The sequence below is a fragment of the Oxalobacter formigenes genome (assembly GCF_002127965.1).
Taxonomy (GTDB): Bacteria; Pseudomonadota; Gammaproteobacteria; order Burkholderiales; family Burkholderiaceae_D; genus Oxalobacter; species Oxalobacter formigenes.
In genome coordinates, this window is the sequence record NZ_CP018787.1 from 911,628 (window position 1) to 936,105 (window position 24,478).

At 48.4% G+C, this 24,478-nt stretch carries 19 protein-coding genes and 1 tRNA gene; 3 read left to right on the forward strand and 17 right to left on the reverse strand.

Annotated elements, in window-relative coordinates; all coding sequences use genetic code 11:
- Positions 1–35: 35 nt before the first annotated feature.
- From BRW83_RS04355 to BRW83_RS04375, 4 genes are all read right to left on the reverse strand, one after another.
- Positions 36–1,697: a transglycosylase SLT domain-containing protein gene (locus BRW83_RS04355; protein ID WP_081442201.1), complete on the reverse strand. Its 1,662-nt coding sequence runs from the start codon at positions 1,695–1,697 to the stop codon at positions 36–38.
- A 130-nt stretch (positions 1,698–1,827) separates the two neighbouring features.
- On the reverse strand, positions 1,828–2,505 hold the full coding sequence (rpiA, locus tag BRW83_RS04360) for a ribose-5-phosphate isomerase RpiA (protein ID WP_005881236.1): 678 nt from the start codon (positions 2,503–2,505) through the stop codon (positions 1,828–1,830).
- A gap of 211 nt (positions 2,506–2,716) precedes the next feature.
- The gene (locus tag BRW83_RS04365; RefSeq protein ID WP_005881234.1) at positions 2,717–4,510 is read right to left on the reverse strand and encodes a cation:proton antiporter; all 1,794 of its coding nucleotides are present in this window, start codon (positions 4,508–4,510) and stop codon (positions 2,717–2,719) included.
- 528 nt (positions 4,511–5,038) lie between these two features.
- Positions 5,039–5,467, reverse strand: a complete 429-nt coding sequence (locus BRW83_RS04375) for an outer membrane lipoprotein (protein ID WP_036603911.1) — start codon at positions 5,465–5,467, stop codon at positions 5,039–5,041.
- A gap of 335 nt (positions 5,468–5,802) precedes the next feature.
- On the opposite strand from BRW83_RS04375, the gene BRW83_RS04380 reads away from it, so the two are divergent.
- Complete coding sequence (locus BRW83_RS04380; RefSeq protein ID WP_145814995.1) at positions 5,803–6,129, forward strand: hypothetical protein; 327 nt, start codon at positions 5,803–5,805, stop codon at positions 6,127–6,129.
- A 160-nt stretch (positions 6,130–6,289) separates the two neighbouring features.
- The gene (locus tag BRW83_RS04385; protein WP_050757738.1) at positions 6,290–7,954 is read left to right on the forward strand and encodes an FAD-dependent oxidoreductase; all 1,665 of its coding nucleotides are present in this window, start codon (positions 6,290–6,292) and stop codon (positions 7,952–7,954) included.
- A gap of 46 nt (positions 7,955–8,000) precedes the next feature.
- On the opposite strand, the gene BRW83_RS04390 is transcribed toward BRW83_RS04385, so the two are convergent.
- The 4 genes from BRW83_RS04390 to BRW83_RS04405 form a co-directional block, all read right to left on the reverse strand.
- Entirely contained in the window at positions 8,001–9,272 is a 1,272-nt protein-coding gene (locus BRW83_RS04390; RefSeq protein ID WP_036603055.1) for a phosphatidylserine decarboxylase family protein, read from the reverse strand.
- A 73-nt stretch (positions 9,273–9,345) separates the two neighbouring features.
- The gene (locus tag BRW83_RS04395) at positions 9,346–10,860 is read right to left on the reverse strand and encodes a basic amino acid/polyamine antiporter (protein ID WP_005881224.1); all 1,515 of its coding nucleotides are present in this window, start codon (positions 10,858–10,860) and stop codon (positions 9,346–9,348) included.
- Positions 10,861–11,136: 276 nt separating this feature from the next.
- Positions 11,137–11,230 (reverse strand) — tRNA-Ser (locus tag BRW83_RS04400).
- A 151-nt stretch (positions 11,231–11,381) separates the two neighbouring features.
- A complete protein-coding gene (locus BRW83_RS04405) occupies positions 11,382–11,735 on the reverse strand; it encodes a hypothetical protein (protein ID WP_005881222.1) in 354 nt (117 codons plus the stop codon).
- 880 nt (positions 11,736–12,615) lie between these two features.
- Here BRW83_RS04405 and BRW83_RS04410 point away from each other — a divergent pair.
- The gene (locus BRW83_RS04410; RefSeq protein WP_231284499.1) at positions 12,616–13,038 is read left to right on the forward strand and encodes a MerR family transcriptional regulator; all 423 of its coding nucleotides are present in this window, start codon (positions 12,616–12,618) and stop codon (positions 13,036–13,038) included.
- A 130-nt stretch (positions 13,039–13,168) separates the two neighbouring features.
- Here the strand turns inward: BRW83_RS04410 and gloA are convergent, their stop codons facing one another.
- From gloA to galU, 9 genes are all read right to left on the reverse strand, one after another.
- Positions 13,169–13,555: a lactoylglutathione lyase gene (gloA, locus tag BRW83_RS04415; protein WP_005881218.1), complete on the reverse strand. Its 387-nt coding sequence runs from the start codon at positions 13,553–13,555 to the stop codon at positions 13,169–13,171.
- A 96-nt stretch (positions 13,556–13,651) separates the two neighbouring features.
- Positions 13,652–14,509, reverse strand: coding sequence for a M48 family metallopeptidase (locus BRW83_RS04420; RefSeq protein ID WP_005881216.1), 858 nt, complete (start codon positions 14,507–14,509; stop codon positions 13,652–13,654).
- 23 nt (positions 14,510–14,532) lie between these two features.
- On the reverse strand, positions 14,533–15,279 hold the full coding sequence (locus BRW83_RS04425; protein WP_005881213.1) for a lysophospholipid acyltransferase family protein: 747 nt from the start codon (positions 15,277–15,279) through the stop codon (positions 14,533–14,535).
- A gap of 51 nt (positions 15,280–15,330) precedes the next feature.
- Complete coding sequence (gmhB, locus tag BRW83_RS04430; RefSeq protein ID WP_005881211.1) at positions 15,331–15,915, reverse strand: D-glycero-beta-D-manno-heptose 1,7-bisphosphate 7-phosphatase; 585 nt, start codon at positions 15,913–15,915, stop codon at positions 15,331–15,333.
- Positions 15,916–15,930: 15 nt separating this feature from the next.
- A complete protein-coding gene (gene glyS, locus BRW83_RS04435) occupies positions 15,931–18,015 on the reverse strand; it encodes a glycine--tRNA ligase subunit beta (protein WP_005881210.1) in 2,085 nt (694 codons plus the stop codon).
- A gap of 84 nt (positions 18,016–18,099) precedes the next feature.
- Positions 18,100–19,011: a glycine--tRNA ligase subunit alpha gene (gene glyQ, locus BRW83_RS04440; protein WP_005881208.1), complete on the reverse strand. Its 912-nt coding sequence runs from the start codon at positions 19,009–19,011 to the stop codon at positions 18,100–18,102.
- A 257-nt stretch (positions 19,012–19,268) separates the two neighbouring features.
- Positions 19,269–20,282: a class 1 fructose-bisphosphatase gene (locus BRW83_RS04445; RefSeq protein WP_005881206.1), complete on the reverse strand. Its 1,014-nt coding sequence runs from the start codon at positions 20,280–20,282 to the stop codon at positions 19,269–19,271.
- 23 nt (positions 20,283–20,305) lie between these two features.
- A complete protein-coding gene (gene pepN, locus BRW83_RS04450; RefSeq protein ID WP_005881204.1) occupies positions 20,306–22,963 on the reverse strand; it encodes an aminopeptidase N in 2,658 nt (885 codons plus the stop codon).
- A 232-nt stretch (positions 22,964–23,195) separates the two neighbouring features.
- The gene (galU, locus tag BRW83_RS04455) at positions 23,196–24,185 is read right to left on the reverse strand and encodes a UTP--glucose-1-phosphate uridylyltransferase GalU (protein WP_005881202.1); all 990 of its coding nucleotides are present in this window, start codon (positions 24,183–24,185) and stop codon (positions 23,196–23,198) included.
- Positions 24,186–24,478: the final 293 nt, after the last annotated feature.

The window sequence follows — 24,478 nt, forward strand, 5'->3', positions numbered from 1 at the left end:
TCGATTCAGCTTATTTTAAAGACCAAATGTGGTGTTTAGGCTTTCTTTTTTGAGGAAGACCGTTTTTTGGCTGTTGTTTTTTTCGCAGACGCCTGTGCTTTTACCGGTTTTGCCTGTTTTTTGGTGGAAACTGATTTGGCACTGCGGGCATTTCGTGATTTGACCAGTCCTTTTTTCGAGGATGTTCTTTCCTGTTTGTCCATGACGACTTTGACGCGGGAAGCACGCGAAGAGCCGCGGACGGCGCTGACGGTTCCTGCCCTGACGGCTTTACCCGAGGCGGACCGGCTTGGGACGTGGACTTTTAAAATGGTTCCTTTTGGGATGCTGTCGCCTTTGATAGAGTTCCAGGACTTCAGCTGTGCAACACTGACACGATAGCGTTTGGCAATGGAGGCGACGTTGGCTTTCTTTCTGACCGGTACGCTGACCAGTCGTGTAGCAGGCGCGTCCTGTTCCCATGCGATACGGGCGCTATTGACCAGTTCCGGAGCAATATCCTGATTGAATCCGGCTGTTTTCGGAACAAGAATGGCAGACCCGAATTTCAGGTTGGTGCGTGCCGGTATATTGTTTGCGTGGCGGATGATATCGGGGGATGTATTGAATTTTGCTGCGATATCTTCTACTTTTTCACGTGTGCCGGTAACCTGATACGCCGTCCAGGAAGACAGCGGGTGAGGCCATTTATCCAGGTTTTTCCTGAATTTTTCCGCGTTTTCTTTTGGCAGCAGAATCTTGACTTCATTGCCGCCGGCAATGACGTATGGACCGAACTGGGGATTCAATGCCCTGAAATCGTCCAGTGTCATTTCAGCCAGTTTGGCGGCTACTTTTACATCGATGTCACGGGTTTTGCCGATGGTGACGAAGTATGGCTGATTTTCGACGGCCGGAAGCTTGACGCCATACTGGTCGGCGTGTGCGATGATGTTTTTGACAGCCTGAAGTTTGGGAACGTAGTTGCGTGTTTCTGCCGGCATGTAGGCCGAGATACTGTTGAAGGTGATCGGTTTGCCTGCCCTTTCAGCCTTTTTGATGGCACGCATGACAGAACCTTCTCCCCAGTTGTATGAGGCAAGTGCCAGCTGCCAGTCACCGAACATGTTGTACAGTCTCTGAAGATAAGTCAGTGCGGCATCGGTGGACTGAAGAATGTCGCGTCTTTCGTCACGGAAGGCATTTTGTGCCAGATCGTAATGGCGGCCAGTGCTTGGAATGAACTGCCAGAGCCCTTCAGCCTTGGCGATGGAACGGGCGTGCGGGTTGTAGGCGGATTCAATGAACGGCAAGAGGGCCAGTTCCGTCGGCATGCCACGTTTTTCCAGTTCCTGGACGATATGGAAAAGGTATTTGGAACCGCGTTTTGTCGTTCTCGCAAAATATTCCGGTTTTTTCAGATAATAGTTTTCATGATTCTGGACCAGCGGGTTGGAGAGGTCCGGGATGGCGAAGCCGTGACGGATGCGTCCCCATACGTCGACTTCGTTGATCGACAGGATTTCAGTCAGGGGATCGTCATCGTTGAACTGACTTAAAGGATCGATTTCGGCAGCGGTCTGGAATGCCGCAAGCTGGGCATCTTTACTGTATTTCGGGAGACTGATGTCGCGTGCTTCTACCAGGGCTGGTGCGACAACAGTAAAACATCCGGCCAGAGCCAGTACCAGAAATTTAAGTCGTTTTTTAGGCGTCATATTTTCAGTCAGTTAGTGTCGAAAACGGCATCGGCAGTGTAAGCAGGATGCCCGCTTCCGTCAAGAAAATTTACAAAAAAACCTGTGTTTGAATTATCGTGTTAACTGGTTGATATTCAAGCTGTTTTTATTATTGAAAGGCGAGTGTTTTCACTCCGTCGGAGCAACCCATCAGACACAGGTTTGCACCAGTGCGGGCGAAGAGTCCGACAGTAACGACTCCGACAATATTGTTGATTTTTTCTTCCAGATTTGCCGGGTCTTTTATCTGGAGACCCGATACATCCAGAATGACATTTCCGTTATCGGTTACAAATGGTTTGCCTTCTTTCATGCGCAATACCGGTTTGCCCCCGAATACGGCGAGTTTTCTGGCGATCAGTTGTGATGCCATTGGAATGACTTCGACAGGCAGGGGAAATTTTCCCAGTATATCGACCAGTTTCGATTCATCGGCAATACAAATGAATTTTTCGGAAGCCGATGCGATGATTTTTTCGCGTGTCAATGCACCGCCGCCCCCTTTGATCATGGCCCCTTTGGCTGTGATTTCGTCTGCGCCATCGATATAGACAGGGAGTGGTTCCGTGATGTCGTTCAAATCGAATACTTTAATGCCGTGTGAGGCGAGACGGTCAGCTGTTGCCCTGGAGGAGGCAACCGCTCCGACGATGCGATTTTTGATTCTGGCCAGTTCATCGATAAAAAAATTGGCGGTGGAACCTGTTCCAACGCCGATAATCTTTCCTTCCGGAATGTATTGTATAGCCGCGCGCGCGACAGAAAGCTTCAGATCGTCTTGTGACATGATTTATCGGTAAATGAACTGTTTGAAATGGGATGCCTGAACAAAAAACAGCATTTTATCCGTTTTTAACGAAAGATCGAGTCAGTTTAGCCCGTAAGAGGCCGTTGAGTCAATTTTTCTTTTCCTCAATAAAGCGTCTTCTTGCGCCTGCTCAAGGTTCTATTCGCTGCAAAACGGCTTGAAAAGGTGTGACAGGGGTCAGATGTCCCGCTCATTCATCTGTTTCATTCTTTTCATGCTGGTCGCGGTCTTCATGATCGAGCGTTTCGTAAAGTGCGATTTGCAGGCGGGAATGAATACGAACGAACCAGCTCCTGAGCAGAAAAACGATGGCAACGATGGATAAAATAACCAGTATCAACGCTTCCCGTTTTGGCAGAATACCCGCGGATAGAGCGGACAAGAGCAACATGGTGACTGTCAGAAAAAGCAACGGGAGAGTTTCACTGATGATACGGCGAACCTGTTGCGTATGTCGTCCAGTAATGCTTTCACGGACACTCATTTCAGCCAGCATCATGGAGAGTGCCTTGAATTTCCTGAAAGCGGCTATCAAAAACGGCAATGAAATGACCAGTGTCGTTCCCCAGATAAGGGATTTGCGCCAGTCGATATCACCGATCCAGTGGGAAAGGAAACTGCTTTGAAGATTGACCGCCAGATAGGTGCTGCATAAAAATATGGCGATGACAATGGCCATATTGATGCCAATCTGGGTCAGAATGCGCTTGATCATGTTCCAGATGACAGCGTTTGTCCCTTGAGGATGAAGATGGTTGAGCCATTCTCCATATAAACCGGCAATACGGGCTACCGGTTGTGGAATCATTTTGCCTATTTGGCGAGCAACCGGGTCTGCTGCCCTGATCAGGTAAGGCGTCGTCAGCGTTGTAATGGCAGAAACGGCTACGGCGATAGGATACAAAAAGTCGCTCGTCACTTTATATGACATGCCCAAGGCAGCGATGATGAACGAGAATTCACCGATCTGGGAAAGTCCCATACCAACTTTCAGTGATGTGCGACCGTCGTTTCCGGCAATTAACGCGCCGATGGTACAACTTGTGACCTTTCCGAGAATGACGGCTCCGGCGATGATCAGGATCGGAATGGCATATTCAATCATGATTTTCGGGTCTAACAGCAAGCCGACTGCGACGAAAAAGATGGCTGAAAACATGTCGCGGACGGGTTCAATCAATTTTTCTATCCAGTGAAGTTCCTTGGCCTCGGCTATGATGGCACCGATAATGAATGCACCCAGTACCATGCTGTATTCGAGTTTCACGACCAGAAGGCAAAATCCGAAGCAAAGCCCCAGTACCGTGACCAGCATCATTTCATTGCTACGGAATCGGGCGACGTAAGCAAGAAGTCGGGGGACCAGAAGGATACCGACCAGCAAGGCGACAATCATGAAAAGCGACAATTTGGAAATCGTGAAGAAAACGTCGCTTCCGCTGACGCTGCCGGAGATGGCTACGCCGGAGAGCAGGGCGATCAGGCCAATGCCCAGAATGTCCTCGACGATCAGGACACCGAATATCAACTGGGCAAAGCGCTCATGTTTCATTTTCAGGTCATTCAAGGCCTTGACGATAATGGTTGTCGACGAGATGGCGAGAATGGCTCCGAGAAAGAGGGCGTCAAGGTTATTGTTCCAGCCAAGCCAGAGGCCGATCTGGTAGCCGAGCCAGATCATGACGACGATTTCAAGTACTGCTGCGATCAGGGCGGTTGCGCCAACCTTTAACAGTTTTCGTATGGAAAATTCGAGCCCAAGGGAAAACATCAGGAAAATGACGCCCAGTTCTGCAAGAACCTTGATGGTATGTTCATCCCTGATCAGTTCAAACGGAGGCGTATGCGGGCCGATCAGTATGCCTGCGACGATGTAGCCCAAAACGACAGGTTGTTTCAAACGGTGAAAGATAATCGTGACGAAACCTGCCACGATCATGATGACGGCAAGGTCGGAAATAAAGGTGATAACGCTGTCGTGCATATTCAGTTCTGGTTGTCAGGCGTCGGATAAAAATCATCGTGCCAGTGATCGATGAAGATATGTTTTTTATTATCGGCTTGCTGCAGAGTTAAACTTTGCCGGATTTCAAGAAAATGGCACTTGAATGTGACAATTTTATTAAATTCTTCGCTGCATCACTTGATCTGCTTGTTATAGATAAGTGTTCTGTTAGCCTAGAGGCTCTAACAGTAACACAGCTGGGGTTTTTTAGGCAGGGAGCAGGTAAGATTTACAGCCCGGTTTCACATAATTTCATGTCTCTGGACAATGAAATGCATTTCAGAGCGAAAAAAATAATGTCTTCAGGAAAAATCTGACAGAAAAGAGTACCAAAATCATGTTGGCCGGTTTTGTATTGTGAATTCTGTCCGGGTATGTTGATCGCGGAACGAACAACAGAGAAAAGATCCGTAGTAAAAAGACTTGTCTGATTCATTTTTACTTTGCGGTTTTGACAGTTGGATGGACCGGTTTCTGTAAATAAAAAGGCCCGTAAGGGCCTTTTTATTATTGAGCTGTATCGGCGATAATCCTTGCTTCCTTGCCATAAACGATCAGGACTTTTTGTCCGACAGCGAACGTCGGGGACGTTCCCTGAACCAGAGTGATGGTTTCACCGTTATTGGTTCTGACAGTGTATTCGACGCCAGTCTGGTTTGTAATGCCTTTTTCAACCATATTGCCGGCGATACCACCAAGCACGGCGCCGCCGATTGCGCCGAGAATGTTGGCTCTCGAGCTGCCGCCGATGGCAGAACCTGCAACGCCGCCGGCTGCAGCTCCGATAAGTGTTCCGGTTTGACTGGTGCCTTGTACATTGACAGGACGGGCTCCGACGATCACGCCGGAAACACTTCTCTGGGCTCTCTGGGTGGAGCCGACAGAATAGGTGTCAGGATTGATATTGGTGGTACAGGCTGAGGCTAACAGACCCATACACAGTAAAAGTCCAAATTGTAATTTTTTCATTATCATCCTCTGGGAATGAAACGGGTTTGAAGGTTTCATATGGCTATCCTTGCAGGAAAAAGAAACTGAATTATCCGGCAAGTTCATTTTTTACACCTGTAATGATACTTTAAAAAGCGGCGACCGGTATGACGGACCGATGAAAATTTAGGTAACAGAATGTGTCAGGAAATGATAAATTCATTTTTCAAATGAACATCATAATATTCGGGCGAATCGATTATGTTTTAGTATAATAAAAACAGTGGGTTATTTTCCAATATATCCTGTTTCGATCTTTTTTCCTTTTAAAGAGTATGCCAATGTCCATGCCAACTACAGACAAATCCCCGGAAGTCAATGCACAGGTTGATGCCAGGGTTTCAGGAGCCATTGACAACCCGATTATTAACGCCAGTCCTATTGTCAATATCGATTCATCCGGAATGCCGAATCCGATAGTGGGCGGCAACCCCATTATCAACGGCCCCGCTGAAGAGGAATTTTCACCCGATCAGGAATATATGTCGGCAGGCTGTGCGGCGGTTGTTCCGCCGGGCGCTCGCAAGATTTACATGATTATGGTTGTCGTTACGATGCTTGTCGGTGCGGGTTTTGTGTATGCCCTTTTCAAGCTGTTCGATCTCTGATGAAAAAGGCGTGCAATTGGACAGTCTGATGTAAAAATAAAACCTGCCGGTTTCGAAAGAACAGGCGGGTTTGTTTTTTGAATATATTCTATATTTTTATATAATATGTTTTAATATAATAAATGTCATCCGATCAGTCTATTTGATGAAAGAATATTTTATGGAACCGAAACAGATCGTGGTTATTGGTGGTGTGGCAGCCGGGGCGTCCTTTGCTGCACGTGTTCGCCGTTTGAATGAGCATGCCAGAATTATCCTTGTCGAACGGGGAAAGGACGTATCTTTTGCCAATTGTGGATTGCCCTATTACATTGGTGGAGAGATTCAAACACGTGGTGCATTGTCTGTGCAAACACCTGAGACATTGAAGGCTTTGCTGAATCTGGATGTTAAAACGCATACGGAAGCGATCAGGATTGATCGGGAAAAAAAACAGGTTTATGTGAAAAACATCATTTCCGGAGAGGATGAATGGCTTGATTACGACAAACTGATGCTTGCACCCGGCGCTTCACCCCGTATTCCTGATGTGCCCGGTATTCATCATGAAAAAATTCTGACGCTTCGCAATCTGGCTGATATGGACAGGATTAGCGAGGTTGCGAAAGCAGGAAAACGAGCTGTTGTTGTCGGGGCCGGGTTTATCGGTCTGGAAATGGCGGAGCAGCTTCATCGCAAAGGCTTATCCGTTGAAGTAGTCCAGTATGGTCCTCAGGTTTTGCCGCAATTGGGCAAGAGAATGGCGAAGCTGCTTGAGAATGAACTGGTACAGCATGGGATCGTCCTGCATTTGAATGACCGTGTCGTACGATATGAAAACAGGAATTCGATATTGGAGTGTTTTCTCGAATCGGGAACCGTTCTGAAGGCGGATTTTGTCGTTTTGTCAGTCGGTGTCGAACCTGAAAGCCGCCTTGCACGTGAAGCACATCTGGTTCTGGGCAAGAACGGCCATATTGTCGTGAATGATTTCATGCAGACGTCCGATGCGGATATTTATGCTGCCGGTGACGTGGTCGAAACGGCTCATCGCCTCTCTAACGAGCGGACGGCTGTGCCATTGGGAGGTCCAGCCAACCGCCAGGGACGTGTCGCGGCAGACCATATTTTTCTGGGTGAAAAAGCACGGCCTTATCCCGGTTCGCTCGGCACCGCTATCGTTCGTGTTTTCGGGACGACTGCCGGAACAGTCGGCTGGTCAGAAAACGCACTTGAGAAGAACGGACGTTCTTACGGAATGGTGACGGTCAACGATTTTCATCATGCCGGTTATTATCCCGGTGCCAAACCATTGGTATTGACTGTTTTCTGGGACAGGGATACGGATGTGTTGCTCGGGGCGCAGGCCGCCGGTCAGGAGGGGGTGGACAAACGGCTGGATGTGATGGCGACGGCAATCGCGGCGCAAATGACGATTGACGATCTGGTTCATCTTGAACTGGCATACGCTCCGCCATTCGGTTCGGCAAAGGATATCGTCAATATTGCGGGGTTCGCGGCCACGAATAAGCGTGACGGGCTGGTCGATACCATTTCTGAATTGCCAGACAATCCGGATGCCCAGATTATCGATGTTCGAGCCAAGGCGATGGCTGATGCCGATCCGGTTGCGGGGGGCATCAATATTCCCATGCCGGCGTTGCGCAATCATCTCGATCGTCTTGATCGCGACAAACCGGTTGTTACGGTCTGTGCTCTCGGCAAGAACAGTTATTTCGCTTCGCGTATTTTGAAGCAGAACGGTTTCGACGTCAAAAGTCTTGAAGGAGGAATGAAGATGATGACGACCGGACGTGCCGGTTTATCCGGTAAAAAAGACGAATAAAAAAACAGCCCGTTTTTGATCAAAAACGGGCTGTTCGGGTTTTCGATCAGGCTTTGCCGGATTTGACCGTTGCAATACGTGCATTGATCGGGATGTTCGAACTGTCCAGTCCAGGTGTCTGGCCGTGCAGGTCAAATTCAAGATTGACGCCCGGGCGGAAGAACAGACAGTGAGTCGATCCCCCGAAATGGAACATACCGGTCTGTTGTCCTTTTGTGAGGTGCTGGCCTTCATAGACGTGTACATCACAGGTGGATACTTCAGCCATACCGACTGCCATGAAACACATGAGTCCGATAGCCGGATCGTCCGCCTCGATAAAGATCAGGGCGCGTGTCGCGACTTCGGCAATGTAGCCTTGAGAATCGTTCGGGCCGGCAGGATCGCTTCCTTCCGAGAGCGTTTCGGAATAATAAGTACCTTCAATCAGCCTGGTCTTGACGACAGTACCCGAGACAGGGGAATGCCAGCGGTGATAACTCAGTGCGGAAAGAAATGCCTGATAGATCGTGCCCCCGACAAATTGCTCGGCGAGCGGATCGTTATCCATCATGAACTGGAGAGCGTAAGGTTGTGCCTTGAGCCAGAATTTGTCTCTTAACTGGACGTTATGGGCAATTCGGTATGGAGCCGATTCACAGGCATTGACGATAACGGCTGTATTGTCAGGTTCGGCAACCGGTCGCACGCCGTCACGGAATGGGCGCGTAAAGAAATCGTCCCAGGAGGTGAATCCATAGTGAGGTTTGGATGGATCACACTGGAATTCTTCTGCAAATTTGGGCATGGCCTTTTTTGCATCTGCACCAAACCAGCCATTTTTCGGATCGTCTGACAGGACGGCTGTACTTTCCGGAGAAGAAAGATAAACAGCCCATTCATTCAGGATGGCTTTCAAATGGGCATTGATCTCGTCGGTCAGAAAAGCTGCCCAGCCGCCAGTTGTTGCCATGGACCAGTCCAGAACGGCGTTGAAAGGACAGCCGACCAGACCGGTATCGTTATACTCCGGTGCATGTGTCATCATGACATTGAACAGGCGCAACATGTGGTTGTAATCACGAACCTGTGGCAAACCTGATGGAGATTTTGTTTCATTCGCCGGAACCTGATTGAACATCTGCGTGAAAAACATATACGCTTTCGGGTTGCTTTCGATGAAATTTTTGAAATTTTCAAGTGTCGGCGACAAAGGACGGGTACTGGCCGCTTCCTTGTCCATGGTTTTTTTCATCCATGCATTCAGGGTTTCCTGATCGGAAGGCATCCATTTTCCGGCGAGAAAGGTTTTTTTGATCGGTTTTTGTGGTGTGTTCATTGTCGCTCCATAAACTTGGTTAGTTATATTCAGGTGTTGATAGACAGATTGAATTCCAGCCCGGTTTGTCAGGTCAGGGTTTGTAAACGGTCGGAAGCGCTCCGGTAAAAAGCATCCAGATGGCTATGATCGACAGGACGACGAGCGCAAGCGCTATGAAAATCTCGATCTTCGTAAAGACAGGTTCGTTTGGCGCGTTTTCTTTACGTGCCCAGATAAACACGATCAGTCCTACGGCATAGACGAAAGTGCCGACGAGCAGATATTGCAGACCGGCCGAATACACGAGCCACAAGCCATAGAATGTCGCAATCACACTGACGAGAAGAGCCATTTTTGCGCTGTACTTCGCTTTTGCAGGGTATTGTTTTGTACCGATCAGCTTCCATAAATATCCGGCAGAACCGATATAGGCAGGCAAAAGAACGACGCCCGTAATGGAAAGCATGACGTTCCAGGCATTGTTCGAGAAATACACCAGCAACATGGCAAGCTGCATGATCACGGTGGAAACCCACAGTGAGATGGACGCAATGCCGTTTTTGTTGGTTTTGCCGAAAATTTTCGGGAAGGTACCGTCCCTGGCGCAAGCCCATGGCAGCTGCGCTACAAGCAATGTCCAGACAAGCCATGACGACAGAAGAGCGATGATGACGCCGAGATTGATGACGACTTCACCCCATGTACCGACCAGTTGTTTCAAAATGGCGGCAGTCGAGGGAGGTGCCATAACGGACAGTTCTCCCTGGGACAGAAAACCGAAGGGCAGCACGGACACGATGACGTACATGATTGACACTGTCAGAAAACCCAGAATGGTTGCTCGGCTGACGGTTCGAGGCGAAGCCTTGTCAGACATCACGACGGCGCCTTCAATACCGATGTACATCCACAAGGTCACCAGCATGGTGCTTTTGATTTGTCCGAAAACGTCGCCGAGAGGTTTGTCGGCCAGGGCATGGCTGGATACATTGCCCCAGAAGTCTGTCCCGAAGAGATTGCCTCTGAAACAGAAGTATCCGGTAATAAGAATGAACAGGATGATCGGGACGAATTTGGCAAAGGTACCGATATTGTTCAATATCGTGGCACCTGTGATGCCCCGCATGACGAAGAGACTCAGGGTCCAGATGATGACTGAGGCCAGAAGCACAGCTTCCCATGTGTTTCCACCTTTGAAGTATGGCGGAAAGAAATAATTCAGGGCATCCATCAGCAGGACAGCATAACCGACATTACCGAATGCGGTGGACATCCAGTATCCCCATGCGATCAGAAAGCCGACGAGTTTGCCGAATCCGGCTCGGGAATACATGTATATTCCCGATGTCATGTCAGGACGGACATCGGCCAGTACCTGAAATGTTCTTGCCAGAAAGAAAATACCCGAAATGGTGACGCCCCATGCGATGAGAATGGCACCTAACGCGGCTGATTGCGCCATGTTTTGTGGAATATTAAACACACCTCCGCCGAACATGGCACTGACGACAAGAAGTGTCATGGCCAGAACGCCCAACTGTTTTTTGGCGTTGGCAGCCGTACCCGTCTGATTGTTACCCGTTTGACCTGACGATGAATCAGCCATAGTTTTTCCCTTGTTAACGGTTGTTCGAATGTATTGTTAGGGAGTGGAATGAGGATGTATTAGTTCCGTTGTTCAGACCGATTCACTCCGGTTGAATTGTTTTTTTTCAAGAAAAAAGGGATGAGTCTGAAAAAGAGAACTGCTATTGACGCATCTGGTAGAAAACGGGATTGACTGCGGGAAGTTTGCCGTCTTTGTGAAAAGAAAAACAAAAAACCCGTCACATCCATGAGAGATGACGGGTTCGTTGCTTTCTCTTACTACTAAAATGAATTCTGGCGGAGATGAAGGGATTCGAACCCTTGATACGAGTTTTGGCCCGTATGCTCCCTTAGCAGGGGAGTGCCTTCGACCTCTCGGCCACATCTCCGTACTGGAATTTTTATTAAATCACAGCAGAGTGCATGATGATATCTTTTCATTCGCCTTCGGTCAATGGAACGCTGGCAATTTTAAAGGGTTCATTTCTCTTTTGTATTGAATTTGTGGCCGGATTGACTTTTCGGTCAAAAGAACGGCTGTCATGCCTGGGTCGGTTCAGCTATTTTCATCTTTTTTTCATTTTTGGGCTTGAACTGTTTATCACTGATGCGGAACTTGGTTCTCCGATCTCCCATCATGTCGCGTAATTCCTTGATGGAAAGATCACTGATTTCCTGCATACGAATGAGCAAGGACGCTCCCACGGGTAAACGGCCGTGGCGAATCTTGCTGATCACAGGTGGTGCCACTTCCAGTGCACGCGACAGGGCGGCATCATTTTTCAGATTAAGCTTTTTTATCATACCTGTCAGCAGATTGTTCGGATCGTATTTATCCGGTTTGCTGGTATGTTTTTCATAGCGTTGTTTGTAACTTTCATGCCCGCTTTTCATTGATCATCTCCTTTGCTGTCTGAAAATAAGTTTATTTTCGACAATTTAAAAGATGTCATTTTGATAATGATCAGATAAAGTAATGATGTGTACTTATTCGGAATTGGGAAAAAAACTGAAATGTGGTCTTGGTTATGAAAAGGTCTTTTTATTTTGTATTGGATGAGTCTGGTGGATTGAAAATAAAAAATGTTTCAAGACTCGTTCAGAATTGAATTTGTATTGTTTACCTTAATGGGATACATTTATAGATAATTTTCAGTCATTAACGACTATTTATCCCGAAAATCCGGAGTTTGACCGTCTGAATTAGCATTAAAGTGGAATGAATATGGTCTTTAATGATGTATTTAGACCTTTAATGACTAAATTCATCGTTTTTTGTATCGGACTTTTGGAAAGTTACTTTATAATCCAATGACTTTTTTTGCTTAAAGCTATGCCAAGTTTTTAAGCTGTGTTAGCCTTGAAGAATGTTATTCTCCAGTATCTCGATAGATAAAATAGTTTGAAGGGAATGAGAACGGAATAATTTTGCCAGTTGACATGCAACGATGGCACAAAATTATTTATTATTAAAAAATGTAACTTGACCTGAAATTATCAGGCCAAGTTACGTTCGACTTGTTTGTCCCCTTAAAGTCGAATGCTAAAAAATCAAATATGTTTGATAAACACGGAACCAAACATATTTTAAGTGTATCGAAGTGTATTGTAAAGACCTGTTTTTATTTTTCTATTATTCAATAGAATCAATATGTTTTGAGTCTATCTGATTTTTTGACTGTTGTGAAGTGTTTTGTAAGTGTATTGATCGTTTTGTTCATTAGAGACAACTATTTCTATGAAAATTTTATTCACAGCTGCTGAGATTGCACGAATGCGTCTGCCTGGCTTGCCAACGACCAAATCGAGTATTTTGTCCAGAGCGGCTAAAGAAGGCTGGCGTTACGAAGAGCAATATGGAATCGGTGGAATACGTAAAGTTTTTGAAATACCTGAACATTATCTGGTTTTGGCTCATGGAGAAACGGCAGGTATCGCCGCTTATCAAAATGCTGAACATTATCGTGTTAAAAGAACAGGAGCTGAAAACGATATTTCCGGTTCCGTTAATACTGCGAAATTGACGGCTGCCGCTCAGGTGGTGGAAAAATGGGATTCCGAAGAGAAAATCGGAATGAGTCCGGATAAAAAGAGCGCGATCATTGCCATCTTTTATAAAATTCTGATGGATGGCTGTGAAACGGCTGATTTGTCCCATTTGCTGAAAGAACTGTCCGATACTTTGAAAGACAAGTAGAAACCGGCAGTCTTTTCCTGAATGAGCTGTTCATTCAGGTTTTCCTGTTTTTTCCTTTCGAAATCGTTATAAGTGGCTTTTACGATGTTGGACTATATTGTTTTTAGATGATTGAGTCTGCCGGAATTCATTAATTGTTTTCCTGGATCAATTCAATTTTGTAGCCATCGGGATCTTCCACAAAAGCGATAACGGTGGTGCCTCCTTTGACAGGACCCGGTTCGCGGGTAATTTTTCCTCCCTTTTCACGAATACGATTGCAAGTCGCAACGATATCGTCTGATGAAAGGGCGATGTGTCCGTATGCCGTACCCATTTCGTATTCGGATACACCGTAGTTGTAGGTCAATTCCAGTTCAGCCTGTTCGGGATTGCTTTCATAGCCGAGGTAAGCAAGCGTATATTTATATTCCGGGTTGTCTTTCGTCCTGAGCAATTTCATGCCCATTGTATTGGTATAGAAGTCGATGGAACGATTGAGGTCGCCAACTCGCAGCATCGTATGAAGAAAGCGCATGATATCTCCTGTTTTTGTCCGGTAATGAATTTCTTGCAGTTTTTATTGTAAAAGATAAGTGGTTTTTGTAAACGGTTTTGCCTCATACTTTTATTTTCAATCAGCCTGATTTTCGCGTTTGTCAAAAAGTGAAAATAGTGTGGGTGACTGAAGATGCAGTTGTTTTCGCGCGTGTTTATAGTCGGGGTAATACGTTGCCACGATGTTCCAGAATCGCTGGCTGTGATTCATTTCAAGGCAATGCGCCAGCTCATGTATGGCGACGTAGTCAATGAGAGAGATATCGCAATGGACAAGTCTCCAGTTCAGCCTGATGTGACGTCTGGCTGTACAGGAACCCCATCTTGTTCGGGCATTGGAAAGACTGAATGCACCAAAGGGAATATTCATGCGTTCGGCCTGAAGTTCAAGCCGTTTTGCAAGGATCGCTCCGGCTTGCTGCACAAGCCAGTTTTTGAGTGGTGAATCGAAAGGCTTTCCGCTGTCTGGATGGTAAATGAGCAGTTTGCCGTTTTCAATGTTGAAAAATGTTTTTCCTGTTGTTCCGTTGATTATTTGAAGAGACAGTTTGTCGCCAAGAAAGGGCAGAAGGGCCCCATTTGTCCATTCAATCGGGACCGTTTCAGAAGAGTGGTTGAAGTGGTAGAAATCCAGTTTGGAAAGAATCCATTTCTGTTTGTCCATGATGGCGTTTTCAATGGAATACAGGCTGCTTCTTTTAGGGGCAGTGACCCGCAATCCTGTTTCATTGACCAGAAAACCGATAGAGCGGCGAGACGACCGTCGAAGTGTATAGGCGATTGTTCTTCCATTTAAGGATATGGTTTTTGCGAGATCGCCGTTGTTTTGACCATCTCGTGTTTTGCCGAATGGGTGTGACGGATTTTTTTTCGATTCGGGCGATTTTTCGCCGAATATTCTAGTCAGGAAACGATCGAACAAATCCTTTTGCATACGACAGATCAGCAGTTTCGGGTTTATGACTCGTTTGGTGGGTAGATATCCGGCGATATCCGGTGCATTTCGCTTTCAATCCAGCTTTCGACTTCTTTCATCAGTTCATCCGCCGTCAGGCCTTCGGGAGAAATAGCCTTGCCGATGGAAACGGTAATCATGCCAGGTTTTTTGATGAATGAATTTCTGGGCCAGCATTCTCCGGCATTCAGTGCAATGGGCACGACGGGTGCTCTGGACTCCATGGCCAGTCTTGAACCTCCGTTCAGATATTTTCCCTTTTTGCCGACGGCAGTACGGGTTCCTTCGGGAAAGATGACTACCCATTGCCCGTCTTTCAAACGCTGGCTTCCTTTTCTGACCAGTTGCCTGATGGCGGATACTCCCTGGCTTCTGTCGATCGGGATATTACGCATGAGAGCGAGTGCCCAGCCGAAGAAAGGAATATACAACAGTTCTTTTTTCAGGACGAAGGAAAGGGGTTTGGGTGCAACGGATATCAGGAAAATGGTTTCCCAGGCGGATTGGTGTTTGGATAAAAGGATACTCGGAACGTCAGGCAGGTTTTCCTTTCCGATTATCTGGTAGTCGATACCACATATGATTTTGGCAAACCAGATCGTGATGACATTCCAGCGCGTGGCGATATAGTAGCGCAATGGGAAGGGCAGCCAGATGGTGAGGAAACAGACACAGGCCCAGATCGGGGTGAATACCACCTGGACTATCCCGAAACAGAGGGATCGCAAAAAGAGACTTGTTTTACTCAATGACTTCTCTCCGACGGTTCAGGACTTCGCTTTCAGTTTTGTTGCAGTATTTCACGATGTTTCCTGAGAAGTTTTATCTCTGGCCTCAACCGTTTTCACTTCCCGGGTCAGCAAATGATCCGCGACTGCAGCAAGATTGTCGAATATGACTGTTTTGGGAGGGAGCCCCCCGTTTTCAAGCGTTTGCTTTCCTTTGCCGGAAAGAACCAGAATAGGGGTGCAACCTGCAAGAAAGGCAGCCTGCAGATCGCGCAGGGAATCGCCGACGGAAGGAACCTCGTCCAGTTTGGTTTCGTAGCGTTCCGAAATGGAACTGAACATGCCTTGCCGCGGTTTCCGGCAATCACAATTGTCGCTCGCGGTATGAGGACAGAAAAAAATGGCTTCGATCATTCCACCGGCCGCCTTGACGGCAGCCTGCATCTTCTGGTGGATGGCGTTCAAGGTCATGATGTCGAAATAACCGCGGCCAAGGCCGGACTGGTTTGTTGCGACAACGACTTTATAACCGGCCTTGGTCAGGCGGGCAATCGCTTCCAGAGAACCGGGCAGGGCAATCCATTCATCCGGTGTCTTGATGAACGAATCGGAATCTTCATTAATCACACCATCGCGGTCCAGAATAATGAGTTTCATAAACTAATCCCTGAATTAAGACGCCAGTTTGGATATGTCGGCTACCTGATTCATCATGGTGTGCAATTGTTTCAGTAGTGCGATGCGGTTGTTTCGCAGTTTCTGATCGTCTGCCATAACCATGACGTTGGTGAAAAAGGCATCGACGTCATCGTGCAGTTGAGCCATCGTTTTCAGTGTACCAGTATAATCGCCGGCTGCAAATTTCTGATCGGCCTGCGGTTTGACTGCCGTCATGTCGGTAAACAGTTTCTTTTCGCTGTCTTCGACCAGTACGTCTGGCTGAACCTGTCCGGTATTGACATCGGATTTCTTGAGAATATTGGTAATGCGTTTGTTGGCAGCGGCCAGCGAGGCTGCTTCAGGCATTTCAGCGAAAGCGCGGACGGCATCGAGCCGTTCGATCAGATTATCGAAACGGTCCGGGTTTTGCGACAGGACGGCTTCGATTTCATCCGGTGTGTAACCGCGGTCTCGCAACAGCCCGCGCAGCCGATCCATGAAGAAAGCGATAACGCCTTCAGTCGGATCTTTCATGGTAGCGTTAGTCGAGAGAATACTGACTGTTTCGGCAAGTACCTCACGCAGGGAGAGAGGCAGTTTTTTCTCGATGAGGATGCGCAGGAAGCCGAGGGCGTGGCGGCGCAGGGCGAATGGGTCCCTGTCGCCGGTCGGCTGGAGGCCGATTCCCCAGATACCGACCAGTGTTTCCATCTTGTCGGCCAATGCGATGACTGTTCCGGTTGCCGTTGTCGGCAGGACATCACCTGCAAAACGGGGCATGTAATGTTCCTGTGCTGCCAGGGCGACTTCTTCGGGTTCTCCGTCGTGACGGGCGTAGTATGTTCCCATGATGCCTTGCAGTTCCGGGAATTCGCCGACCATTTCAGTCAACAGGTCGGCTTTGGCCAGCTGGGCACCTCGATCGGCAAGCTGTTTGTCGTACCCAAGTTTTTCGGCAATGAATACGGAAAGCAGTCTGACTCGTGCCATGCGCTGTGCCAGTGTGCCGAGCTTGTTGTGATAAACGACGTTCGCCAATCCGGGCAGGCGGTCTTCCAGTTTTTTCTTTTTATCCTGCTCGAAGAAGAAACGGGCGTCCGACAGACGGGGACGAACGACGCGTTCGTTGCCGCTGATGATGCGCTGCGGGGTATTGGTTTCCATATTGGAAACGATCAGAAAACGCGAGCGCAAACGACCGGATGCGTCTGTCAGGGCAAAATATTTCTGGTTGGTTTGCATGGTCAGGATCAGGCATTCCTGTGGGACTTCAAGGAAAGTGTCCTCAAAGTTGCACTCATAAACGATAGGCCATTCAACCAGTGCGGTGACTTCATCGAGAAGCGATTCAGGCATCAGGACTTTGTCACCTTTGGCTTTTTCGTTCAGCATCGCGCGGATGCGTTCTTTCCGGGATTGAAAGCCGGGGATGACTTTGCCGCGTGTTTCAAGTGTGACGGCATAATAGTCTGCCGCCAGAATGCCGATATCCCCATCTGAAAGGAAACGGTGTCCGTGAGTGATGCGACCAGCTGAAAGACCCAAAAGAGTGATCGGCAAGACATTTTCGCCGTGCATGGCGATGAATTCATGAACCGGACGGACAAATTCGACCGTTTCACCATCCGGTCGCTGGTAAGTCATCATTTTCGGAACGGGCAGGTCATGGGCCGCTTTTTCGACCGCTTTTTGCAAGGCACTTGCCAGTGGCAATCCGGCTGCCGTGTAGGTATAGAAGAAACTTTCGTTTTTGCCGTCCGGCGCTTTTTCCAGCTTGCTGATGTCGATATCCGGAATGTTCAATGCAGCCAGTTTCTTTTTCAGGGGAGCGGTCGGATTGCCGTCGGCATCCAGTGCAACATTGACTGGCAATACTTTTTGTCGAACCGTTTTGTCCGGCGATACGTCACGAACGTCGGTAATGGTAACGGCAAGACGTCTGGGCGTTGCGTAAATAGTTGTTTTGGACGTGTCGTTTAAAAAATCTTCCTGTTTGAGACTGCTTTCGATGGTCGAGGCAAACGAGTCAGCCAGTTTCATCAATGCCTTTGGAGGCAATTCTTCAGTCAGGATTTCAACGAGCAGGGTCTGGTTCATGTTAAAGCCTTTTGCTTTTTTCTGGCGGATTTTTCCGCTCAATGATTCATTCAGTACAGTTCAATGTCCGGCCTGTTTTTCCGATCAGGCGATTTTCCGGTGATCGCCGCACATCGGGAAGCCAAGTGCTTCACGCGATTCATAATAGCCTTGTGCGACCATGCGCGACAGGGTACGGATACGGCCGATGTACGCTGCTCGTTCCGTGACGGACAGGGCACCGCGTGCATCGAGCAGATTGAACGTATGTGCCGCTTTGAGAATGTTTTCGTAAGCAGGCAATGTCAATTTTTCTTCGATCAGCCGTTTCGCTTCGGTTTCATAATTGCCGAACAGGGTGAACAGGAAAGGCACATTGGCCTGTTCGAAGTTGAAGGCGGATTGTTCCACTTCGTTTTGATGGTAAACGTCGCCGTAGGTCAGGTATTTTTTGACACCACGGTCAGTCCATTCTGTCCAGACAAGATCGTAAACATTCTCAACACCCTGCAGGTACATGGCGAGACGTTCCAGACCGTAGGTGATTTCACCGAGGATCGGCTTGCAGTCGATGCCTCCGACTTGCTGGAAATAGGTGAACTGGGTCACTTCCATGCCGTTTAACCAGACTTCCCAGCCAAGGCCCCATGCGCCCAGAGTCGGGTTTTCCCAGTCATCTTCAACGAAACGGACATCATTTTGCTTCAGATCGAGACCCAGTGCCGCAAGTGATCCAAGATACAGATCAAGAATGTCTTCCGGAGCCGGTTTCAAAACGACCTGAAACTGGTAATAGTGCTGCATGCGGTTCGGATTTTCACCATAGCGGCCGTCTTTCGGACGCCGGGATGGCTGGACGTAGGCCGCTCTCCAGGGTTCCGGGCCGATGGCACGCAGGAAAGTCGCGGTATGCGAAGTGCCTGCACCGACTTCCATATCGTATGGTTGAAGCAGGGCGCAGCCTTGCTGGCTCCAGTATTGTTGAAGCGTAAAAATGATTTGTTGAAAAGTGATCATGTCCGTTTTCCTGTCCCCAAAAACCTTGACGCATTGGGGGAATTTTTGCATAAGGAGAAATTCTAGCCGTTTTATGGGCGAAGGGGAATTGAAAGGCGGCTATTAGCCTGATTTCATGACGGGATTGTCTGAAATTTTCAGCACTAATGCATGGTAAGGCCTGAAAAGTGACAAAGGGAATTCGGAAAACAACGAGCGGTAAAAATGAAACGGACACCGCAAATTGCATACGATGCGGTGTCCGGAGAATAAAAGTTTTATCGCGTTTCCTTGTGGTAACGGGTGATGCGATCGACTTCGTTTTTGGAGCCTAAAAATACCGGAACACGCTGATGCAGTTTTTCAGGAACGACGTCTAGCATCGGGATCAGCCCGTTTGTCGCAGCGCCGCCTGCCTGCTCGACGATGAATGCCATTGGATTGGCTTCATAAAGCAGACGGATGCGGCCGCCCTGTTCGATGTTGCGTTCGTCGGCAGGGTACATGAAGATGCCGCCGCGGTTCAGTATCCGGTGCATGTCGGTGACCATCGAGGCAACCCAGCGCATATTGAAATCTTTTTTCAACGGGCCTCCCTTGCCGGTCTGCATTTCTTCAAAGTAGCGTTTGACCGGTGGGAACCAGCGACGGGCATTCGATGCATTAATGGCATATTCGCTGGTGTCTTCAGGAATGCGCATGTTGGCCTGTGTCAGTACCCATGAACCCATTTCACGGTCAAGCGTGAAGCAATGAACGCCACGGCCTGTCGTCAATACCAGCAGGGTTTGCGGACCGTAAAGTGCATAGCCGGCCGCGATTTGCTGGCGACCCGGTTGCAGGAAATCCTTTTCATCGGCATCGGTCTTGTCTTCCGGCATTTTCAGCACGGAAAAGATGGTGCCGATGGACACGTTCACGTCGATATTGCTCGATCCGTCCAGCGGATCGAACAGAAGCAGGTAACTGCCGTGGGGGTAGGTCTTGGATATCGGATGAATGGTTTCCATCTCCTCGGAAGCCATGGCGGAAAGATGGCCACCCCATTCATTGGATTCAAGCAGGATTTCGTTACTCAGAATGTCCAGTTTTTTCTGGACTTCACCCTGAACGTTTTCTGTTTCGTTGCTGCCCAAAATGTTGCCCAGCGCGCCTTTTCCAACAGAATGGCCGATGGTTTTGCAGGCCCGTGCAACCACTTCCAGAAGCAGGCGCAGTTCTTCAGGAACCGTGCCGTAACGGCGGTTTTCCTCGATCAGGTGTTGTGTCAGGCTGACTCGTTTCTGTCTCATTTCGTTCCCGTTTTTTCGTTTTTTTAAGCTGACAATGTTTTATTGATGATTTCGCGCGTGTCGCGGGACAATTCCTGTTTCGAAACCTGTTTCAGGGCCCGTTCTGCCGGCTGGCGCAAAGAGGGAACGTAACGTTTGTACTGGTCCATGCATCGGGCGAGCCGTGCGGCAACCTGTGGATTGATTCTGTCCAGCTCCAGCAGGTATTTCGCCCAGAATTCGTAGCCGCTCCCATCTTCAGCATGAAATTGTGCCATATTGTTATGACAAAAGCCAAAGATGAGGCTTCTGGCCCGGTTCGGATTTCTGAAAGTGAACGCCGGATGTTCCATGAGTTCACGGATGGATTCGATGGATGTTGTCGGGGACGTGGATTGCAGCGAGAACCATTTGTCGATGACAAGCGGTTCGTTTTCGTATTCCTTGTAGAAGTGTTCCAGCAGTTCTTTCACTTCCGGCAGTTTTTGCATGCATCCGGAGTGAACGAGCGATGTCAGCGCGGCCAGCCGGTCTGTCATATTGTTGGCCTGACGGTACTGGTCGATTGCCATGTGGCACGTGTCGGTACTGTCGCAAAGCAGCAGATAGGACAGCGCCAGATTTTTCAACGCCCTTTTGCCTGCATCTTGTGGAATCGGGCGGTATTCGCCGTCTGTGAGGTTATTTTTATAGGCTTTTTGCCATTCTTTCTCCAGCGCGTTTGCCAGTGTTTTACGCATGAATTGCCGTGCCGTGTGAATGGCACGGGGATCGATTTCATCCATTTTTTCCGCAATGATGGTTTCACTCGGAAGAGTCAATGCAAGTTCACGCAAGGCCGGGTCAAGTGAGGTATTTGTCAGGACAGTGCGGAAGGCATCGATAAATGGTTTATCCAGTGTAAGAGGCCTGTTTTCGCGGACTGCGTGGGTGAGTTCCAGCAGACGGCGCATGGCGAGTCGTTGTCCTGCTTCCCAGCGGTTGAAACTGTCGGTGTCGTTCGCGAGCAGATGCAGCAGTTCTTCATCCGTCTGTTCGAATTCAAGAATGACGGGAGCGGAGAAATTGCGCAGGGCAGAAATGACCGGTTTTTCAGGGACATCGACCAGTGTGAAAGTCTGTTTTTCCTGTGTCAGCTCCAATACACAGGTATCGGATGCATTGTCTGACCCTTTGACACGAACGGGAATTTCCTTGCCATGTGCATCCAGCAGGCCGATGGCAATCGGGATCAGGAAAGGTTTTTTTTCTGTTTGTCCCGGTGTTGGTGGACAGCTTTGGCTTAATGTCAGCGACAAGGTTCTGTTTAGGCTGTCGTAATCGCTTTCCAGCTTGACACGGGGCGTTCCGGCCTGACTGTACCAGAGTTCGAATTGTGACAGGTCGCGACCATTCGCATCCGCCATGGCGGCCAGAAAATCGGCACATGTCACGGCATTTCCGTCATGACGTTTGAAGTAAAGGTCCATGCCTTTTTTGAAGCCGTCCCGTCCCAGAAGGGTCTGGTACATTCGAACGACTTCCGCACCTTTTTCATAAATCGTGACGGTATAGAAGTTGTTGATCTCCTGATATGAATCCGGACGGACTGGATGTGCCATGGGGCCTGCGTCTTCAGGAAACTGGACTTGACGCAGCGTGCGGACATCTTCGATACGTTTGACGGCGCGGCCTGAATCGCTGCCTGTACGGTCGGCCGAGAATTCCTGATCACGGAATACGGTAAGGCCTTCTTTTAACGAAAGCTGGAACCAGTCGCGGCAGGTAACGCGGTCGCCGGTCCAGTTATGGAAGTATTCGTGGCCGACGACGGATTCGATGTTGGCGTAATCCTGATCGGTCGCAATACGGGGGTTGGCCAGTACGTAACGGGTATTGAAAATGTTCAGGCCCTTGTTTTCCATCGCGCCCATGTTGAAGTCGCTGACGGCAACGATCATGAAACGGTCGAGATCGAGTTCCAGTCCGAAACGGGATTCATCCCACGCGATGCTGTGCTTTAGGGATTCCATCGCATGAGGTGTCTTGTCGAGATTGCCGTCTTCGACCCAGACCTGCAAGAGCACGTCACGACCGTCGGCGAGCCTGAAAGTTTCTTCCTGACAGACCAGATTACCGGCAACAAGAGCGAACAGGTAGGACGGTTTTTTGAATGGATCTTCCCATTTGGCGAAATGTCGGCCTTTCGGAAGATCACCTTGATCAACGAGATTGCCGTTGGACAGGAGAACCGGATATTTTTTCTTGTCAGCGAAAAGGGTGACCGTATAGCTTGCCATGACGTCCGGGCGGTCAGGATAGTATGTGATTTTGCGGAATCCTTCAGCTTCGCACTGGGTAAAGAAATTCCCGTTCGAAATATACAATCCCATCAGGGATGTGTTTTTATCGGGGCGAACAAGGGTATCTATTACCAGCGTGACGTCGTCGGGCGCGTTCGGGATTCGCAATTCACCGTGGTCCAGTGCGTAATCCGGTTTTTCCAGCGTGCGACCGTTCATGACGATTTTGACAAGTTCCAGATCCTGACCGTTCAAAACGATCTCGCGACTGTCTGATGCCGGATTGTGTTTGAATCGTGTAGTGGCCGAGACGCTGGTTGCAGAAGGTGCCAGATCGAAGGTGAGGTCGATATGATCGACCAGAAAAGAGGGGACGGTGTAATCGAGACGCTGGATGGTTTCCGGTTGTGCTGTGTTCATTTCGATGTCTGTTTCCAAATATGGTGTTTGGTTTTTTTATAAAAAACGTTCCTGTCGTTGTCTGTTTTTTCAGGAGCGTGCCCAACGACGATGCAATACCATACATTATCCATCAGAATGCGTTTTCATGGATGACAAGACCGGGGTTCGCAAGTAAACAAAAAGATTCTTTTCACCTGTGGGGCAAAAAGAATCTTCTGGGGTATCAAACTGCTTTCAGTCCATTTTTACTTCAGGCCGCATTGATCGGGAAAGAATTTTGTGGCGGATTTTTATCGAGTCGCGATGTTTCGATGTTGCCAATATCTGGTACAGCTGTCGTTGCCACAAAATAGTTTTTTCTGACCTGATTCTGTGGGCGGCTATCGAGAAATTGTCTGAATTCCCTGCCGACTTCTTCGTGTTTCAGGGCAAACTGGACTGTCGCTTTCAGATAACCGAGTTTGCTGCCACAATCATAGCGAACTCCATCGAATTCATAAGCGAATACCGGTTCGCTTCCCAGGAGGGATTCTATGGCATCCGTCAGTTGCAGTTCGCCGCCACTGCCGGGCCGGAGTTTGCGCAAATGGGTGAATATAGTCGGATTGAGAATGTATCGGCCAACGACACCCAGATCGGACGGCGCATTTTCAGGTGCCGGTTTTTCGACGATATGATGGACTTTTAAAATTTTGCCTGCGGGGACGCCTGCAATCATGCCGTAGTCCCTGCTTTTGGCGATGTTTATTTTTTCAACACCGATGATGCTTTGTCCCTGTTCCATATACAGTTCGGTCATCTGGCGCATGACAGGAATTTCGGCATCCAGCAAATCGTCCGCTAGAATGACGGCAAACGGTTCATCCCTTACCAGTCTTGCTGCGCACAAAACGGCATGGCCCAGTCCAAGAGCTTCCGCTTGCCTGACAAAATAGCATTCGACATTTTTCGGTTTGATTTTTTTGAGAACGTCTAGCAGGGTCTGCTTGTTTTTTGCATACAGTTCCGTTTCGAGTTCGTATGCCTTGTCGAAATGATCTTCAATTGCTCTTTTGTTGCGGCCGGTAACAAATATCATTTCGGTAATGCCCGCGGCGGCGGCTTCTTCGACGGCATACTGGATCAATGGTTTGTCGACAACGGGAAGCATTTCTTTGGGACTGGCTTTGGTCGCTGGCAAAAAACGCGTGCCAAGACCGGCAACGGGAAAAACGGCTTTGGTAACTTTTTTAGAAATCATTTTGATTCTGCCTTTAATAATAGAATGCAATTTCAGGTAAAGACAAACAGACTTTTGGAACATGTTGCCGGTTTACGGTTCATAACCGGCACGCTTTTCAAATCATTTATCCAATTTGTCCATTCTGTTAATGATGAGTACAAGATCAATAGATGAAAAAACAGCTTCTGTTTATTCAGGAATAATCCGGTGTCATCAATGATGACTGGCGTTTTCCAACGATGATCGCATATCTTCAAAAAAGAATTTTGACAAGAAGTAAAACGATTAATGGAACAGACAGACTGATTGGT

Bases quoted from the DNA above. Each gene is read 5' to 3' on its own strand.
- gloA (WP_005881218.1), bottom strand. From the start codon at position 13,555: ATGCGCTTTCTTCATACGATGCTGCGAGTTGGCGACCTCAATCGTTCC.
- pepN (WP_005881204.1), bottom strand. From the start codon at position 22,963: ATGAACACAGCACAACCGGAAACCATCCAGCGTCTCGATTACACCGTC.
- BRW83_RS04405 (WP_005881222.1), bottom strand. From the start codon at position 11,735: ATGAAAAGCGGGCATGAAAGTTACAAACAACGCTATGAAAAACATACC.
- BRW83_RS04355 (WP_081442201.1), bottom strand. From the start codon at position 1,697: ATGACGCCTAAAAAACGACTTAAATTTCTGGTACTGGCTCTGGCCGGA.
- BRW83_RS04385 (WP_050757738.1), top strand. From the start codon at position 6,290: ATGGAACCGAAACAGATCGTGGTTATTGGTGGTGTGGCAGCCGGGGCG.
- BRW83_RS04390 (WP_036603055.1), bottom strand. From the start codon at position 9,272: ATGAACACACCACAAAAACCGATCAAAAAAACCTTTCTCGCCGGAAAA.
- BRW83_RS04365 (WP_005881234.1), bottom strand. From the start codon at position 4,510: ATGCACGACAGCGTTATCACCTTTATTTCCGACCTTGCCGTCATCATG.
- BRW83_RS04380 (WP_145814995.1), top strand. From the start codon at position 5,803: ATGTCCATGCCAACTACAGACAAATCCCCGGAAGTCAATGCACAGGTT.
- BRW83_RS04375 (WP_036603911.1), bottom strand. From the start codon at position 5,467: ATGGGTCTGTTAGCCTCAGCCTGTACCACCAATATCAATCCTGACACC.
- BRW83_RS04445 (WP_005881206.1), bottom strand. From the start codon at position 20,282: ATGAGACAGAAACGAGTCAGCCTGACACAACACCTGATCGAGGAAAAC.
- glyQ (WP_005881208.1), bottom strand. From the start codon at position 19,011: ATGATCACTTTTCAACAAATCATTTTTACGCTTCAACAATACTGGAGC.
- BRW83_RS04420 (WP_005881216.1), bottom strand. From the start codon at position 14,509: ATGCAAAAGGATTTGTTCGATCGTTTCCTGACTAGAATATTCGGCGAA.
- gmhB (WP_005881211.1), bottom strand. From the start codon at position 15,915: ATGAAACTCATTATTCTGGACCGCGATGGTGTGATTAATGAAGATTCC.
- galU (WP_005881202.1), bottom strand. From the start codon at position 24,185: ATGATTTCTAAAAAAGTTACCAAAGCCGTTTTTCCCGTTGCCGGTCTT.
- BRW83_RS04410 (WP_231284499.1), top strand. From the start codon at position 12,616: ATGCGTCTGCCTGGCTTGCCAACGACCAAATCGAGTATTTTGTCCAGA.
- BRW83_RS04395 (WP_005881224.1), bottom strand. From the start codon at position 10,860: ATGGCTGATTCATCGTCAGGTCAAACGGGTAACAATCAGACGGGTACG.
- glyS (WP_005881210.1), bottom strand. From the start codon at position 18,015: ATGAACCAGACCCTGCTCGTTGAAATCCTGACTGAAGAATTGCCTCCA.
- rpiA (WP_005881236.1), bottom strand. From the start codon at position 2,505: ATGTCACAAGACGATCTGAAGCTTTCTGTCGCGCGCGCGGCTATACAA.